The following is a 15,259-nucleotide window of genomic DNA, read 5'->3' on the forward strand; positions in this document are numbered from 1 at the left end:
GCTGCTGTGGGCTCGATATCTCGGCGCTCCGTTCGCCCAGAGTGTCCGGCCCACTCGCGAACGGCATCCGCGAACCGCTCGACCACATCGGCCGTAGCACCGCTGTACGCGACTGGCGGCCCGACAATCGGATACCGCTGCGGCAGTTTCGAATTCGTCACGATCCCTCCCCTGGACTGCGGTCGGCGCACCCGAGACCTCGGATGCCCATAAAGCGTCGCCGACCAGCCACTTCGATCCCAGCCACGAAACCGCACGCAAGTAATACGCTTCTGATACCGAGCGTTGTGGACGCGAAAACAGGGGTGGCCATGATCGTCAGCAGGTGGACAGGTGTGGAGGTGAAAGCCCTTCGCATGGCGGCGCTGCGGCTGACGCAGGACGAATTCGCCGCGCAGGTCGGCTACGAGCCGCCGACGATCAGAAAGTGGGAGAAGGCGACAGTATCCCGCCCGGTACGAGGGAAGTCAGCCCAGGACCTGGACTCCGAACTTGCCCGTCTAAATGATCAGCAGGCGCAACGGTTCCGGGCAGCGGTTGCCGACGATAGCCTGACGATGGGGCCCATTACACGGGAAGTCGAGGGCGACGAAGTGAAGCGCCGGGAGTTCGGAGTACTGCTCGGGACCGCGATTGCACTTCCTGCCGTGAAGTCCGCCCCGTCCCCAAGTCGGATCGGAATTGCCGACGCGCACCGACTCGCGGCGAACGTCGAGGACATTGCCCAGCGCGAGCAGATCGTGGGTGGCACAGCACTGCTGCAGACAGCCGTGGACGAACTCGAACGGGCGAAGGCCGTCCTGGAGACATGTGCCTTCGAAGAACAAGCAGGCAAGGCTTTCATGCGCGCGGCGGGCGAGCTCGCGACAATCGCCGGTTGGTTGGCGTACGACTCCGAGATGCACCCGCTCGCGCGCCGCTGTTATGCCGACGCGTTCGCATTGGCCAACCAAGCTGGCGACGAAGAACTAACCGTCCACGTATGTTTGAACGCCGCACATCAGGCGACCACCCTTTCACGCTCCGGCCAAGCCAACCCGCACCGCGCGCTCGGGCTCATCGAACGTGCGCGGGACCTGAGCCGTGGTCGCCCACCAGGCCGCGTCCATGCATTGATGGCCATCCGTGAAGCCCAGGCATACGGCGTCCTCGGTGACCGCACCGGATTCGGCAAAGCCGTTGCCACTGCTTGGCGTGAACTGGATTACGCGTTCGAGCACGAGCCGTCCGGGGAATGCCCCCGGTGGCTCCGGTTCGTCACGACCACCGAGATCCGATGCCACGAAGCCCGCGGTATCGGAGACCTCGGTGAGTTGGCAAAGGCGGCAAGCCTATCGGCTGGACTAGCGCTGGAGCAGGCAGGTGCCCGCAACGCCGCGAACTATCGAGCAGGCTGGGCGGCGGCCTTGGCGAATGCGGGAGATATCGAAGGTGCTGCCGATCAAGGACTTTCGGTCATCACCGACCTCGAGCGAGAGATCTCCTCCACCCGCACCCTCAAACTCCTTGCGCCAGTCCGTGATGCGGTGGAGGGATATTCCGACGAATTCCGGCAACGATTCGACGATCTGGCGAGAAGGGTCACCACCGCATGAATCCAGACCACAAGACGACAACCCTTGAGTTCCAGCATCTTTCGGCCGAACAGGCCCGCGATCGACGCACCCAGATCGAGGACATATTCCGCGGTTCTTACGTTCATGCGATCGAAGCTGGCGAGAAGTTCGAGGCACCAGAGGCATTCATGCACCGCTTCGACGCGTATACCGCCCCCAGTCGCCCCGCCGGGTTCGAGCTAGTAATCGCCGAGCTCGACGGGCGCGCGTGCGGCCAGGCGTGGGGCTGGCCGCTGCATATGAACACCGCATGGTGGGGTGGTCTCCAACTGGACGAGGGCGACGCAGCCGATTTCACCGCCGAGAATGGTTCCCGCACATTCGCACTCAGCGAAATCATGGTGCGGTCCGAACTCACCGGCCGAGGCATCGCCCGTGCCCTCCACGACGAACTCCTCGGCCACCGAGCAGAACAGCGCGCGACACTGCTCGTCCGCCCCGAAAACACCCGCGCCTACACCACCTACCGCAACTGGGGCTGGTATCGGGTAGGCACCCTTACGCCGAGCTGGCCCGACGCACCCACATTCGACGTGCTGATCCGCGATCTGCCTACTGGCTGAGCGGAAATGCCCGGCATGAATCACTTCGGTCGACAGACGCGTCCGATCACGCAATCGGCAGGCTGAACGCCCGTGGAGCGATAGCCCGGCTAGGGGCAGGCCGGCGATTGCTGTCCATCGGCGACGATCTGTGCACACACCCAGCCATCGTCCAGCCGCCACGCGTTGTCTATGGGGACGAGTGGGATGAGCATGGGGACGTTGCCATTCGACGTGGTGGTGCTGGTGGTGGCGATCAGGCGATTGCGGCCTATGTCGGTGGTTTTGTCGACTGTCACCTCGAGAGCGGAATGGGTGTAGGCCAGGGCCAGTTTCGTGACCAGATCCGGGGCTTTGTCGTCACCCTCGATCCGTAAGTTCTTGGCGGAGGCGGGGATCGACGGGTTCAAGGCCTGCGCGAGTTCGGCGGTGAGGTCGGCTGGAGCGGGAATCGGCGGTTGAGCGGTTGGCAGGTTGTCGAGGCCGGGAATGGTGCCGGGATAGAGCTGGGCCACCAGGTCGGTCCAGATGTCGGTCGCGTCGATGAGCAGCAGGGAGCGGTAGGCGGGGGTGTACTGGTTCACGGCGACCGCGACGCTGACTTTGCGTTCAGGGAGGTACATCGTCATCGAGGTGTAGCCGAGGACCGCGCCGGAGTGGCCGATCCAGGAGCCGTCACTCATCAGGCCGAGGCCGTAACGGTCGGTGAAAGTTGTTCGTGCCGTAGCGGTTCGAGGTTCGAGGAATCGACCCTCACCCAGTGCGGCGGCGTAGGTGGCGAGGTCGGGGACCGAGGCCACCAGCGAGCCCGCGGCTTCCCACAGGGTTGGTGGTGTGCGTGCCGTGACATCGGTGCGGATGTCTTTGTCGAAGGCGTAGCCCCGGCTATCGGGTGTGGGCAAAGCGGCGTCGGGAGGGTATCCGGTGTCGTGCAGCCCGTAGTCGCCAGCGAGGTCGTTGACGACGTCCCGCACCGGGCGGCCTGTCACCTTTTCCAGGATCAGGCCGAGTAGGAGGTATTCGGAATTCGAGTACGCGGTACGGGAATTGGGTGGGTGTGCCTTGTCAGGGTTGCCCCTGATGATGCGCACGGCGTCGTCAATGGACCACACGCTATCCGGTGTCGCGGTGAGTAATTGGGGTTGAAACTCGGGATTCGCAGCGAAATCGTAGACGCCACCTCGCATACCGAGCAGGTCGCGCACGGTGATGGTGTCGCCATTGGGGATAGCGTCGACGTACTTCCGGAGTGGGTCGCCGAGTGAGAGTTTCTGTGCATCAGCGAGGCGGAGTACGGCGGTCGCGACGAATGTCTTGGTGATGCTGCCGACCCGGTAGTGGTCGCTCACTTGGGCTCGACGGCCGGTGGCGGTGTCCGCCACCCCGTACGCCTGGCTGTAGGTGCCGTGTTCGGGGTCGATGATCGACACTGCTGCGCCCGGAATCAGCCCCGCGTCGATATGGGACTTCACGATCTGGTCGATCTGGCCGGCCAGGTCGGCGGGAAACGCCTGTGCCCGGCCTGAATCGGTGCTGGTACCGCAGCCGGTGGTAAGCAACACGGCGACCACGGGCAATGCGAGCACCGCCCGGATTCGCCGCGATAGGACGTGGTGATGCGACCCAGACATTGCGAAATCCCCTCCCCGCCGGGTCGGTTCCGGCGCCCGTTGCCGAGGTTAGCAGCGGTGATCGCGGAGTGGCGGCGCTCAACGGCACGCGGGATCCGCTGCGCTCAGAACATCCGATATTGCCTGTGAGTGTGTGTCGGTGAGTTCGACCCACTCAGCGGCGCTTGCGTTGTTCAGATCGGTTCGCGCCCAATCAGTTCGAGGACTTGCTCGTGCACGCGGCCGTTGGTGAATACGGCAGCGCCGGACGATATGCTGCGCCCTCCCCGCACGTCACTGAATTGTCCGCCTGCCTCCTCCACGATCGGCACGGCGGCGGCAATGTCCCAAGGACCGGCGGTCAGGTGGAGAAATATATCCACCCGGCCCGTGGCCACCAGCATCGCGCCCTGACACGCTCCGGCCCAGTCCGACAGCGGTCCGCCGCCGGCACATTCGGCGAGAAGGGCGGTGGCTGTGGCCAGACGCCGAGCAGGAACCCAGGCCGCCGCCACAGGCCATATCACCGCGGTGCTCTCACCGAGAGTTTCGGTCCTCGTTACTGCCAGTGCGTGGACCGGGCCCAATCCTCCTGCGGCGCAAGTACTGGTCCATGCGCCTGCCGTGCGTGATGCCCACCAGCGGCGCCGCAACGCCGGTGCCGAGATCCCAGCGGTGAGAACCTCACCATCGCTTTCGACTGCGATCAGGGTGCTCCACTCGGATCGTCCAGCGGCGAAGTTGTCTGTGCCGTCGATCGGGTCGATCAGCCACCGCCGTGCGGCGCTGCCATGGGCGCCGAACTCTTCTCCTACCAAACAATCCTGGGGCCGGTCCTGCGCGAGTCGTGCGCGGATGGCCCGCTCGATGGCGTGATCGGCGACCGTGACGGGGCTGCCGTCGGACTTGAATTGCGTCGCTATGCTTCCGGCCGAGAAGTACCGCATCGAGATGTTGTCGGCGGCGTCGGCCAACTGGTGGACCAAGGCGAGATCATCCATCAGTGTCACAAGCACCAGAGCTTAGAAGACAAGCCTCCCATTGCCCGAGCGAGATCGACTATGCCCATGAATCGCCTGGCGCACTTCGAGAAAGCGCACGGAAATGCCGCGGTCCGCGCCACCCCGAACCGGCCATACCGCGGCAGCATGTGACCGAAGCCATGCCCGATTCAGGGTTGTTCCCCGGCTCGTCGAATACCCTTCGGGTCCGGGCAGTAACGCTTGCCGAGCAAGGCTTCCTGCGTCTTAGGCATGCACGGTAGCCGAATTCCGTGCGTATTGGTCACGGTGGAAAACGGTTCGAAGGCTGCGATGTGTGTGATTTAGCATCGCCTGGTGGCGGATACGGTGAACCGGCAGTGGATTTTGCGGAGGCGGCCCGAGGGGGCGTTGCGGGATGGGGATTTCGAGTTCAGGAGCGTTCCGGTTCCGGTTGCGGGGCCGGGGGAAGCCTTGGTCAGGGTGCATCGGCTGGGTATTGATCCCACGCAGCGTGGTTGGCTCAACGATGCGGACAACTACATCGATGCGGTCCCGGTCGGCACGGTGATGCGGGGTAGCGGGGTGGGGCAGGTGGTGTGCTCGAACACTGCGAGCTATCCGGTGGGCAGCTGGGTCGCCGGTATGGTCGGCTGGCAGGATTATGCCGTCGCCTCCGACGGTGGATTGTTCGGGCTGAACGTGGTGCCCGACGGTGTACCACCCACGATGATGCTGAGCCTGTTCGGAGCGCCCGGCTTGACCGCGTACTTCGGCATGACGGATATCGGCCGGCCCGAGCCCGGCCAGACGGTGCTGGTGTCGGCCGCGGCCGGTGTGACCGGATCGATTGCGGGACAGATAGCGAAAGCCTTGGGCTGCACTGTCATCGGCATCGCAGGCGGTCCGGACAAGTGCACCTGGATCACTGATCGTGCGGGCCTGCATGCCGCCATCGATTACAAACATGATGACATCGACGCCTGTTTGACCCGCATGGCCCCCGACGGTGTCGACGTCTTCTTCGATGGTGTCGGCGGCCGCGTTCTCGAGCATGGTCTGGCGCACCTGGCGCCCGGCGCTCGTGTTGTTCTGGCCGGTGCGATCTCTTCCGGGTATCAAGGTGCGGACCCACAGTGCGGGCCGCGGAACTACATGCAGCTGGCCATGCGCCGGGCACGCATGGAAGGGTTCATCTTTCTCGACTATCTCGGCCGTTTTCCGGAGGCGTTCGCGGCGTTGCGCGACTGGCATGACCGGGGCGAACTCACCATCGCCGAAACCGTAAGCAGCGGCTTGGAATCCGCACCGAGTGCACTGCGCGCCCTCTTCGAGGGCGGCAATCTCGGTAAGCAGTTGGTCGACATCGTGGAGTCCTGAAACCCACCGACCACCAAGGGCTGTTGTCGCCGTTCCCGGCCTGGAAACATTCATCCGGCGACCGGATGTCGGTCGGTGGTGCGCAGGGGCGCGCCGACGTGGTGCATGTGCCGCAGCGCCTCGCGGTAAGAGGAGATCAGCCCGGTCTCGTGGTAGGGCACGCCGATTTCGGCGCAGTAGTCGCGGACGATCACTTGGGCGCGACGCAGATTCGGCGTCGGCATGCTCGGGAACAAGTGGTGCTCGATCTGATAGTTGAGCCCGCCGAGGGCGAGGTCGGTCAGCACGCCACCTCGCACGTTGCGGGAGGTCAGCACCTGCCTGCGCAAGTAGTCGGGGCGGTCGTCGCCGGTCAGGGTTGGCATGCCCTTGTGGTTCGGGGCGAAGATGCAGCCCATGTACAGGCCGAACAGCGCTTGGTGGACAGCGAGGAACGCGAAGGCTTTGTCGGCAGGCAGGACCGCGAACAATGCGGCCAGATAGACGGCGAAGTGGCCGAAGAGCAGCGCGCCCTCCAATCCGCGGTTTTTGACCGATGGATTTCTGAGCGCACGTGCGCCGGCCACATGGAGGTTCAGGCCCTCCAGCATCAGCAGGGGGAAGAACAGGAACGCCTGCGCCCTCCCGATGAGACGAGGCAGACCACGGCTGGCCCGCGCCTGCCGTTGTGACCAGACCAGAATGTCGGGTGCGACATCGGGGTCGAGTTCCTCGTGGTTCGGATTGGCGTGATGCCGGGTGTGCTTGTCCTGCCACCAGCCGTAGGCCAGGCCTATGCCGGCGTTGCCGGCCACTCGGCCCACGACCTCCGTCGGCCGCCGTAACCGGAAGACTTGGCGGTGCGCGACATCGTGCATGACGAGCGCGACCTGAGCGAACGTCACGGCCATGAGCGCCGCGACCATCAGCGTCCACCACGAGTCGCCGACGAGAACGAACGCCGCCCAGCCGCCCGCGAACGCAATCCCGACGAGGCTGAGCCGGACGGCGTAGTAGACGGGACGCCGGTTCATCAGTCCAGCGTCGGAGATCCGGCGCAGCAGACGGGCGTAATCACCGTCGGCGCCGCCGCGCCGCGATGACTGTGGAAATGACTGTGCAGCAAAGGCCGGTGTCGTCATAAATCTTCCTGAGAGCTGAGTCGGAGATGCCACCCCCGCCCGTCTTCGATGCCGACCGGTCGATGTCGATCGGAGATCTGATCCAGCGGCCGCTGCTCGGTGTGTCCGGCGGGGTGACGATTTCGATACACCGAAGCTATCGGCCGGATTCTCATTCCATGTAATCCCTTGGTATGACCCGGAATCGGACTGCGGTGTGATACCGGATGTCCACCGCAGACCGGGGATCGGGGGATGCAGATCCGGACGTTATCCGCCTGAAGTCCGATGTCGATGGGCCGGCTGCACCGGCCGCGGGCACCATCAGGCCGGGTGCTGACTATCGGCACGGCGGTGGCACAGTGAACCAGAGGCGGGCCGGAGAGAAGAGGAACAGACCATGAGCGGACGTACCCCCAGCCAGTGGGAAGAGCTCACTGCTGCTGACCCTGCGCATTCGACGTGGTACGTGGAGCGGTTCCGAGCAATGGCGGCCGAAGGCACCGACATTGTCGGGGAGGCGCGGCTGATCGACGCGATGCTCGACCGCAGTGGCCGAGTCCTGGATGCGGGGTGCGGTCCGGGGCGTGTGGGTGCCTACTTGCACCGAGCCGGCCACGTCGTGGTCGGCGTCGACGTCGACCCGGTGTTGATCGCTGCGGCGGAGCAGGACTATCCGGGTCCGACCTGGATAGTCGGTGATCTCGCCGAACTGGACTTGCCGGGCCGTGGGGTCGCCGGCGACTTCGATGTCATCGTGTGTGCGGGGAACGTGATGACATTTCTGGCGCCGTCCACCCGGGAGGCGGTACTGGCCGGGTTCGCCCGCCATCTCGCCCCAGCCGGTCGGGTGGTTGTGGGGTTCGGCGCCGATCGTGGTTACGAGTTCCCGCAGTTCCTGGCAGACGCCGAGAACGCCGGACTCACAGTGGATTTGCGGCTATCCACGTGGGATCTGCGCCCATTTACCGACGATTCCGACTTTCTAGTCGCGGTGTTCTCGCGCGCAGATTGAAGCCGCCCTGCTCCTGAGCATCGGTGCGCCGATCGCTGATCTTTCGGTTCAGGCGGCCGCGTGTGGAACGCGTGTCTGCACAGTTTGGATCACTTGGGCGCACAGCTCGCCGGACTCGTCCGCGATTTGCACACCCACCACCACCGCGGTGCGGCCGACGCGCACCGGCGCGGCGACCGCATGCGCCGCTCCGCGGACCGGACGCAGGAAATGCGTCGTCGAATCGGTCGTCGCGGGCAGCGCCCCCGGGGCGGAATTGAGGGCGGCACAGACCGCGGCAGCCGCATCGGCCAACCCCATGAGGGCACCGCCGTGCAGGCCGCCCCCTGTTGTCGACAGCTCGACGGTGTGGGTCAGGCGGGCAGTGACCGCGGCGGGTGTGAGTTCGGTGAACTCCACTCCGAGAGTGCGGACGAACGGAGCGAGTCGGTAGACGTCTTCGGCGGTGATGGTCATGGTTGGCCTCTCATCGTTGTAGAGACTTCACTCTACAACGATGTCTGGAGAGTAGTCTCTACAGCGTGGTGAGATTCGTACACGACACCGCGGCGATCCTCGACGCTGCTGCGCGACTGCTGGCCACGCAGGGTCCGGCCGGCGTCACGATGTCCGGGGTGATCCGGGAATCCGGTGCATCGAGCGGATCGGTCTACCATCGCTTCGCCGATCGGCCATCACTGCTGGCTGCCCTATGGAACAGGGCCATCGGACACCTGCACCGCGACGCCTACGCCCTGTTCGACGAGGACGATCCGATCGAGGCCGCCGCCGCGATCACCGGCCACATCGTGCAGTGGTGCCGGAGCAGCCCGCTCGACGCGCAGGTTCTGCTCGCAGGTGTCCACCAGTTCGCTCCCCAGAATTGGCCTGCCACCGCGCGTGCGGAGCGCGCCGCCGAAACAGCCCGGTGGGATGCCGCCATCCGCGGACTCGTCCACTCGATACGCGCCGAAACCGGATTGTCCACGGCAACAATCGTTCTCACCATCGTCGACCTGCCCTACGCCGCGGTGCGGCGATATCTCACAGCCGACCGGCCGATACCCACAGAACTCGACGACCAGGTACCCACCATGGTGCGCACGCTGCTGAAAAGCATGCCTGCCGCAGAAAACAGAGACGCCGTCTGATGACACGACCGGCATGAAGCGGTCACTCAGCCTTGGCGGGTCGGTCGAATGGTCAGGTCTCCGATTTCGACGTCGTCGGGTTGGTCGATCGCGAATGCGATCGCTCGGGCCACCGCCGTGGGGTCGATACCGAGGTCGGCCATGTTCTGCCTGGCCTGCTCGCGCACGGCCGGATCGTCGACGGCGTTGTCGATGAGCTCGGTGCGGACGTAGCCCGGGGAGATCGACGTCGTGCGCAGAACCCCGTCGGTGCTCTCCTGCCGCAGGCCCTCCAAAAGAGTGCGTACCGCATTCTTCGTCCCGGCGTACACCGCCTGGGTGGGGACGATCTTCAGGCCGGAGGTCGACACGACCGTGACGAGGTGGCCACTGCCCTGCCGACGGAATACCGGCAGGGCCGCGGCGATCCCGTGCAGAATTCCCTTGACGTTCACGTCGACCATTGCCGACCAGCCCACGACGTCCAGGTCGGCAACGGGGCCGATCCTGCTGATCCCGGCGTTGCCCACCAAGACGTCCAAGCGGCCGAAGTGCTCGACGGCGAGGGTGACGAGTGATTGGACGTCGTCGGGGTCGGTGACGTCCACGCGCGCGGCGACCGCCTCGCCCCCTGCGGTTTCGATCTCGGCAACCAGTCGGTCCAGCCGGTCGGTGCGGCGGGCGCCGAGGACGACGGCCGCACCGAGTGAGGCGAGGTGGCGAGCTGTCGCTTCACCGATTCCGCTGCTGGCGCCGGTGATGGTGACGACCTTGCCATTGATGGTCATGAGGATCCTCCGCCTAGAGTGGACACATGTCCGGTTACACCGACGACATTAGCGGACACGTGTCCGATTCTGTCAAGAGCGGCGGAACGCGGCGTGCTGATGCACAGCGCAACCGCGAACGCATCCTCCAAGCGGCACGCGATCTCGTGCACGAGCCGGGAGAGCTCAAGCTCAACGCGGTCGCGAAGGCCTGCGGTATCGGGCAGGGCACGCTGTACCGGCACTTCCCGACACGAGAGGACCTCCTCGCCGAGGTGTACCGCCGTGATGTGGACGAGCTGGTCGCCGCGGCTGCGCGGCTGCTGGCAACTCACCCGCCGCTGGATGCGTTGGCGGCATGGTTCGACCGGGTGGCGGCCTACGCCCGGGTCAAGCGCGATGTGTTCGCCGCCGTGGAGGCAGCGACGTGGCGCGACCTCGCCGCTCACAGCCTCGGCCCGATCGGTGAGGCGGTGGAACTGCTGCTGGCCGCCGGTCGCTCGGCCGGCAGCGTCCGCGCCGACGCGGAAGCCCGCGACGTCATCGTGCTCATCAGCTGGTTGTCGCGGCTGGACGACGCCGAACTCGACGCCCGGGGGCCGCGGTTGCTGTCGATCCTCGTCGACGGTCTCCGCGCCCACCGCCCCTGAGGCGAATATGCCGTGGGCTCAGCGTCCCGCGGTGGTGAGCTGGTAATCCGCTTCGAGCAGCATCCACCCGCTCAGCTGTACCGAGAGATCGCGGCTCAGGTTCGCCGAGGAAGCGGCGGACGAGTGCGTGAGCGGGGGAAGGGTTCCCGGAGGCTCCGGCACCGCGACCGCGCGGGTCCAGTCCGGACCGAACAGGGGTAGCCCGTCTACCTCGGCGCGATTTTCCCAAGCCGCCCGCGCGGAAGCGTGCACGATATTCGCCGCGGCGGTGTCGTCCAAGGCCAGTGCGGCTTCGGCGAGATACCTGGCGAGGATACCCATGAACAGCCCCGAGTCGTTCCCGGAGGCCGCGGCGATCACCCCGGCATCCGTGAGCCGGCCCCCGGTTGCGGCAACGAGCGCTGCCACGCGGCTGCGATGGCTCGATTCGCCTGTGCGCAATGCCAACTCGGTTTCCAGCCCGATGGTCACGCCCTGGCTGTAGGTGCGAACAGTCCGGTCCACTCGCCCGCCGGGCTCATGGACACCGTCGAGGATCAGGCCGCTGTCGGTGTCGCGTAATCGGGTGTACAGGAAATCGGCGAGTTGCCGGGCACGGGACAATTCGCCCAAACGCGCCATAGCGATACCGGTCGGACCGATCGCCGGGGTGTTGTAGAAATCGTCGCCGGACCGCCAGGGCACCGCACCGACGACCGGGTTCCAGCCTTCGATCAAGGCGGCCCGCAAGTCCCCGATGGCGTCGCCGAACCGGATACCGAGCAGCCGGTCGGCGCGTTCGAGCGCCAGCACCAGCCACGACATATCGTCGTAGTACCGGTTGGTCCAGCCGGTGAGATTGCGGGTCAGAATACCGCGTGCGAGGGCGACGACCCGGTCGATGCGTTCGGGAGTGCGGGTGCGGTACGCGGCGTCCACCGCGCAGTCGAGAAGGTGGGCTTGCCACCAGTAACACCATCGCACGAACGACTGGTCCAGCAAGGACGCCGGCCAGACGAGCGCGCCCAACCGCATTCCCGACTGCCCCCAGAGCGCGCGCACGTGCCGCTGCACGATCGCCTGTTCCGCCAGGTCAGCCCGCTTCCCGGGCTCCTCGGGGTCGGCTGACACCTTCCGCGTGATCGTCCCCGCCTGCCTCGGCTGCGCCATTGCGGTGAGCGCGATCGAGGCTCCGCCCGCCAACAACACACCGCGCCGGCTGATCACCTTGTTCCGGCGATCCATCCGCTCGGACTCCCTTTACTGAACAACGTTCCCCGCAGCCGGAAACCGCGCAGCTACACCCTATCTCGCAACGACCACCACCGCGCGGCGCCGACGGGCTGCCGTCAAGCGCCGAGCGTGGCTGCCGCCGCCGCGAGATCGAAGAACACCGTTTTCGCCGTTGGCCTCGCCAAGGCCGTCATCATCGGCGACCTGAAATCTCCAATCTCCGAACCGCTTCAGTGGAGCGCGCTATTTCTGGCCGTCGGCGGTATTCCGATCGGGCTCCCAGTGGGGATCACGGCCGAGAAGGGCCGCGATGACGTCCAGTACGGGCAGCGGTCGGTCCGGCTCCACCGGGGGCCGATAGACGCCATCCGGGCCGTTGAGCGAACTACCCGGCGCGGTGATCGACTGAGCAATCGGCAATGCGAGCGCGGTGAGACGGTCGGGGACCGGGCAGGGGCGGCACAGCGCACGGGACAGGTCCCAGCGGTGCACGAGCATGTCGACGAAATGGACCGACAGCACTGTGTCCGTTGCCATCGGGCCGCGCTGCGGCAGGTTCACGACATCGCCGGTCTGTTCCATCGCGACCACCCACCGTGCGGCTGTACGCGCGAAATCGTCGCGGGGATTGTCGGCGTGGTCGTCGATCGGCGCGAAGATGGACGCGATGACAGCCTCATGGCGTTCGTTCATGTGACGCACAAGGTCCGCGACGGTCCAGCCCGCACACGGCGTCGGCGCGTCCAGGTCTGCATCGGAAACAGTGGCCACATCGTGTGCGATCAGCGCCAAGGCCGTCGCGTCGAGTCGTAGCAGATCACTCATCAGCACACTCTCTTGTTAGCGTTCAATCGTTCGCTATAAACATAGCGAACGATCGGACGCTATGATGGGTTGATGTCTCCACGCAGCTCATTCGCCGAAGCGGCCCGCACCCGGGATCGAATCGTGCGGACCGCGGCCGAGGAGGCGTCGTGCATCGGTTTGGAAGGTCTCACGATCGGGTTACTCGCCGAGCGGCTCGCCATGAGCAAGGCAGGTGTCATCGGCCCCTTCGGATCTCGCGAAAACCTGCAGAACGCCGCACTCGAACAGGCCGGCCAAATCTTTCGGACAGCAGTCCTCACCCCTTTGACGGCGATGCCTCCCGGCGCCGCCCGCCTGGAACGACTGATCGATGCCTGGATCGATTACCTGGCCGAATGCCCTTTTCCCGGAGGGTGTTTCGTCACCGCGGCGTCGACCGAACTCGATGGGCGGCCTGGAATGTTGCGGGACCGGCTGCGTGACGTCGTTGCCGACTGGCGCACCTTTCTCACCGCCGAAATCGCTGCGGCACAAGACGAAACGTCCGCTTCGCAGCGCCGCCCCGACGAGATCGCCACCGTGCTCATCGGCATCTCCATGGCGGTCAACCAGGAAATCCAGCTGCTCGACGACGAATCCGCCGCCCAACGTGGCCGCGCGGCCATGCGCAACGCGGCCGGACTGCCTCCGTCACCATAGCTTCGACCACGGTGCCGACTTCAGCTGTGCTGCCCGGCGGTTCGGCGCCGCTCGGCGCGGTGAGCGAGCCCATCGATGATGCGTTGCCATGCCGATGACGCCTCGGAGATCCGGGAAGAGATCAGCTGCAGGCTCTCTGGTCGGCTGCTGTCTCGTTCGTGTTCGATCTCCCATGCGTCCAGGTCGTCGATGAGCCGGTCCAGACGTGGATCGTGCGGATCCCAGTCAACTGCTCGATCGCAGGCGAGGTACAGGCGCGTGGTCTCGGGGTCGTCGAGGCCTGCGGTCTTGTCCCGTATCCGCTGCGGCATGGCCTGCGGGTCCAGCGCCTGCAGCAGGATCCACGAGTCGCGCTCGAGTCGAACCCTCTGTTCGCTGACGCCGAGACTACGCATCCGGTTCAGGATGGCGACCACCTCCGGAGGCAGAACAAGCCTTTCACCGCTTGCCAAATCGGCGATGCGGCTGCGGTATTCGGTGAGCTGGTCGATCTTGCGCTGCAATTCAACGTCGATGTCGGTGATGGCCGCGGCGAACTCGATCGGCTGTGCATGGAGCAACGCATCGATACGGGCCAGCGGAACACCGGCGTCGGCCAGGGTCCTGATCCGGATGAGGTCCACCGCGGCTTGCGCGCTGTAGCGGCGGTAGCCGGAGGCATCGCGCTCGGGCTCGGGCAACAGGCCGACGTGGTGGTAGTGGCGAACGGCGCGCACGGTCACGCCCGCGGTCGCCGCGAGCCGGCCGATGGTCAGCACCGTTCCCCTGTCGTCGTCGGGCATGGTTGTGCCGAGTCTAGGGGGATGGCACGTCGGCGGAACTTGCGGAGTCGGTGGGGTGGGTGAACTCAGTAGGGCGCCACCCGGGCCACGACGTCGCGGATCGCCTGGACAGCGGCATCGGGGCGGTCGAAGCAGAGCCGGTGGTGGAGGGTGTCGGAGAGGATGCGTTGTTCCCCGTGCGAGACCCCGCTCACCAGGGCCGCGTCCATTCTCGTCTTGGCGTCGTTCATTTCCGGCGAGGTCAGCGCCTGCTGGGTAGGGTCGCTGCCCACCACGGTGAGTGCGACCACCGGGACGTCAGGCAGGCTCGGCCCCGCTCGCAGTTCGCTGGCGAGGTCGGCCAAGGTGGCACGCTCGGCGATGCCGACCCGCATCCATTCGTCGCTCACCTTGGCATCGATCAGTGGTTGCCGTATGTGCTCCGGGTAGTCCGCGAGCAACTCGGCGTGCATCTCGCGCAGGGCCGGGCGCATCTTTCGGAGCTGCTCCGGATCAGGTCCCATCTGCTCGATCGCGGCCAGACTCGCTGTGGGAGGCATGAAGTCGTCCCAGTTCCGGTGCAGGACGTCCAAGCAGACCAGTCCCGCCACGTCCTGCGGGTACAACTGCGCGAACCGATGCGCGTAGAAGCCGCCGAGGGAGTGTGCCGCCAGAACGTAGGGAGCAGTGATGTTCTGGGCGCGCAGCAGCTCACGCAGTTCCGTGGCGACCGCGGCGGCAGTGCGGGGCAGGGCCAGGGAATCGCTGTAGCCCGTGCCGCCACGGTCGTAGACCACAGCGGTGGTGAATTGCGAAACCTGTTGCTGGACACCGAAGTAGTCCAGGCCGACCGCGCTCGCGCCGGGCAGGAACACGACGGCCGGTCTGCCGCTGCCCGACCGATGCGCGAAAACACGGCGGCCGTCGATTTCCTGGAACCCGCCGATCGGCGGAGCGAGCCGAGTCGCGGAAGTGATGTCATTCGTCATGTGACAAGACTCCACCCCTGAC

Annotated in this window: 16 protein-coding genes; 7 read left to right on the forward strand and 9 right to left on the reverse strand. The window is 65.8% G+C overall.

The genetic code is table 11. The annotated features are described in order from the left end of the window. The first annotated feature begins 341 nt into the window (after positions 1–341). Together ACZ60G_RS25770 and ACZ60G_RS25775 are read left to right on the forward strand one after the other, a co-directional pair. Positions 342–1,595 carry a helix-turn-helix domain-containing protein gene (locus ACZ60G_RS25770; RefSeq protein WP_465813016.1) on the forward strand — a complete coding sequence of 418 codons (1,254 nt, stop codon included), beginning with the start codon at positions 342–344 and terminating at the stop codon, positions 1,593–1,595. Next, complete coding sequence (locus tag ACZ60G_RS25775; protein ID WP_465813018.1) at positions 1,592–2,179, forward strand: GNAT family N-acetyltransferase; 588 nt, start codon at positions 1,592–1,594, stop codon at positions 2,177–2,179. Before ACZ60G_RS25770 ends, ACZ60G_RS25775 begins: the two co-directional genes overlap by 4 nt. 89 nt (positions 2,180–2,268) lie before the next feature. Here the strand turns inward: ACZ60G_RS25775 and ACZ60G_RS25780 are convergent, their stop codons facing one another. Both ACZ60G_RS25780 and ACZ60G_RS25785 read right to left on the reverse strand, forming a co-directional pair. Next, positions 2,269–3,789, reverse strand: a complete 1,521-nt coding sequence (locus ACZ60G_RS25780; RefSeq protein WP_465813020.1) for a serine hydrolase domain-containing protein — start codon at positions 3,787–3,789, stop codon at positions 2,269–2,271. Between the two features lie 173 nt (positions 3,790–3,962). Continuing rightward, complete coding sequence (locus ACZ60G_RS25785; RefSeq protein ID WP_465813022.1) at positions 3,963–4,742, reverse strand: inositol monophosphatase family protein; 780 nt, start codon at positions 4,740–4,742, stop codon at positions 3,963–3,965. Between the two features lie 363 nt (positions 4,743–5,105). Here ACZ60G_RS25785 and ACZ60G_RS25790 point away from each other — a divergent pair, with 363 nt between their 5' ends. Then, positions 5,106–6,128: an NADP-dependent oxidoreductase gene (locus ACZ60G_RS25790; RefSeq protein WP_465813024.1), complete on the forward strand. Its 1,023-nt coding sequence runs from the start codon at positions 5,106–5,108 to the stop codon at positions 6,126–6,128. 50 nt (positions 6,129–6,178) lie between these two features. On the opposite strand, the gene ACZ60G_RS25795 is transcribed toward ACZ60G_RS25790, so the two are convergent. Then, entirely contained in the window at positions 6,179–7,249 is a 1,071-nt protein-coding gene (locus ACZ60G_RS25795) for a fatty acid desaturase family protein (RefSeq protein WP_465813026.1), read from the reverse strand. A 379-nt stretch (positions 7,250–7,628) separates the two neighbouring features. Between ACZ60G_RS25795 and ACZ60G_RS25800 the strand changes: the two genes are divergently transcribed. Next, positions 7,629–8,243: a class I SAM-dependent methyltransferase gene (locus tag ACZ60G_RS25800; RefSeq protein ID WP_465813027.1), complete on the forward strand. Its 615-nt coding sequence runs from the start codon at positions 7,629–7,631 to the stop codon at positions 8,241–8,243. 48 nt (positions 8,244–8,291) lie between these two features. On the opposite strand, the gene ACZ60G_RS25805 is transcribed toward ACZ60G_RS25800, so the two are convergent. Further along, positions 8,292–8,699 carry a PaaI family thioesterase gene (locus ACZ60G_RS25805; protein WP_465813029.1) on the reverse strand — a complete coding sequence of 136 codons (408 nt, stop codon included), beginning with the start codon at positions 8,697–8,699 and terminating at the stop codon, positions 8,292–8,294. 65 nt (positions 8,700–8,764) lie between these two features. On the opposite strand from ACZ60G_RS25805, the gene ACZ60G_RS25810 reads away from it, so the two are divergent. Beyond that, positions 8,765–9,373 (forward strand): TetR/AcrR family transcriptional regulator, encoded by a 609-nt coding sequence (locus tag ACZ60G_RS25810; RefSeq protein ID WP_465813031.1) that lies wholly within the window; start codon positions 8,765–8,767, stop codon positions 9,371–9,373. 26 nt (positions 9,374–9,399) lie between these two features. Here ACZ60G_RS25810 and ACZ60G_RS25815 read toward each other — a convergent pair whose 3' ends face one another. Continuing rightward, on the reverse strand, positions 9,400–10,140 hold the full coding sequence (locus tag ACZ60G_RS25815) for an SDR family oxidoreductase (RefSeq protein ID WP_465813033.1): 741 nt from the start codon (positions 10,138–10,140) through the stop codon (positions 9,400–9,402). Between the two features lie 26 nt (positions 10,141–10,166). On the opposite strand from ACZ60G_RS25815, the gene ACZ60G_RS25820 reads away from it, so the two are divergent. Further along, the gene (locus ACZ60G_RS25820; protein WP_465813035.1) at positions 10,167–10,769 is read left to right on the forward strand and encodes a TetR/AcrR family transcriptional regulator; all 603 of its coding nucleotides are present in this window, start codon (positions 10,167–10,169) and stop codon (positions 10,767–10,769) included. An 18-nt stretch (positions 10,770–10,787) separates the two neighbouring features. On the opposite strand, the gene ACZ60G_RS25825 is transcribed toward ACZ60G_RS25820, so the two are convergent. Continuing rightward, positions 10,788–11,993: a glycoside hydrolase family 76 protein gene (locus ACZ60G_RS25825; RefSeq protein WP_465813036.1), complete on the reverse strand. Its 1,206-nt coding sequence runs from the start codon at positions 11,991–11,993 to the stop codon at positions 10,788–10,790. 231 nt (positions 11,994–12,224) lie between these two features. Beyond that, complete coding sequence (locus ACZ60G_RS25830) at positions 12,225–12,806, reverse strand: TIGR03086 family metal-binding protein (protein ID WP_465813038.1); 582 nt, start codon at positions 12,804–12,806, stop codon at positions 12,225–12,227. Positions 12,807–12,878: 72 nt separating this feature from the next. Between ACZ60G_RS25830 and ACZ60G_RS25835 the strand changes: the two genes are divergently transcribed. Next, the gene (locus ACZ60G_RS25835) at positions 12,879–13,487 is read left to right on the forward strand and encodes a TetR/AcrR family transcriptional regulator (RefSeq protein WP_465813040.1); all 609 of its coding nucleotides are present in this window, start codon (positions 12,879–12,881) and stop codon (positions 13,485–13,487) included. A gap of 20 nt (positions 13,488–13,507) precedes the next feature. On the opposite strand, the gene ACZ60G_RS25840 is transcribed toward ACZ60G_RS25835, so the two are convergent. Further along, complete coding sequence (locus ACZ60G_RS25840) at positions 13,508–14,269, reverse strand: MerR family transcriptional regulator (protein ID WP_465813041.1); 762 nt, start codon at positions 14,267–14,269, stop codon at positions 13,508–13,510. 65 nt (positions 14,270–14,334) lie between these two features. After that, positions 14,335–15,237 (reverse strand): alpha/beta fold hydrolase, encoded by a 903-nt coding sequence (locus ACZ60G_RS25845; RefSeq protein ID WP_465813043.1) that lies wholly within the window; start codon positions 15,235–15,237, stop codon positions 14,335–14,337. Positions 15,238–15,259: the final 22 nt, after the last annotated feature.

The sequence above is a fragment of the Nocardia sp. NPDC102475 genome (assembly GCF_055584605.1).

Excerpts from the sequence above, each read along its gene's own strand:
- ACZ60G_RS25775 (WP_465813018.1), top strand. The coding sequence starts at position 1,592 with ATGAATCCAGACCACAAGACGACAACCCTTGAGTTCCAGCATCTTTCG.
- ACZ60G_RS25780 (WP_465813020.1), bottom strand. The coding sequence starts at position 3,789 with ATGTCTGGGTCGCATCACCACGTCCTATCGCGGCGAATCCGGGCGGTG.
- ACZ60G_RS25795 (WP_465813026.1), bottom strand. The coding sequence starts at position 7,249 with ATGACGACACCGGCCTTTGCTGCACAGTCATTTCCACAGTCATCGCGG.
- ACZ60G_RS25800 (WP_465813027.1), top strand. The coding sequence starts at position 7,629 with ATGAGCGGACGTACCCCCAGCCAGTGGGAAGAGCTCACTGCTGCTGAC.
- ACZ60G_RS25805 (WP_465813029.1), bottom strand. The coding sequence starts at position 8,699 with ATGACCATCACCGCCGAAGACGTCTACCGACTCGCTCCGTTCGTCCGC.
- ACZ60G_RS25815 (WP_465813033.1), bottom strand. The coding sequence starts at position 10,140 with ATGACCATCAATGGCAAGGTCGTCACCATCACCGGCGCCAGCAGCGGA.
- ACZ60G_RS25820 (WP_465813035.1), top strand. The coding sequence starts at position 10,167 with ATGTCCGGTTACACCGACGACATTAGCGGACACGTGTCCGATTCTGTC.
- ACZ60G_RS25825 (WP_465813036.1), bottom strand. The coding sequence starts at position 11,993 with ATGGATCGCCGGAACAAGGTGATCAGCCGGCGCGGTGTGTTGTTGGCG.
- ACZ60G_RS25830 (WP_465813038.1), bottom strand. The coding sequence starts at position 12,806 with ATGAGTGATCTGCTACGACTCGACGCGACGGCCTTGGCGCTGATCGCA.
- ACZ60G_RS25835 (WP_465813040.1), top strand. The coding sequence starts at position 12,879 with ATGTCTCCACGCAGCTCATTCGCCGAAGCGGCCCGCACCCGGGATCGA.
- ACZ60G_RS25840 (WP_465813041.1), bottom strand. The coding sequence starts at position 14,269 with ATGCCCGACGACGACAGGGGAACGGTGCTGACCATCGGCCGGCTCGCG.
- ACZ60G_RS25845 (WP_465813043.1), bottom strand. The coding sequence starts at position 15,237 with ATGACGAATGACATCACTTCCGCGACTCGGCTCGCTCCGCCGATCGGC.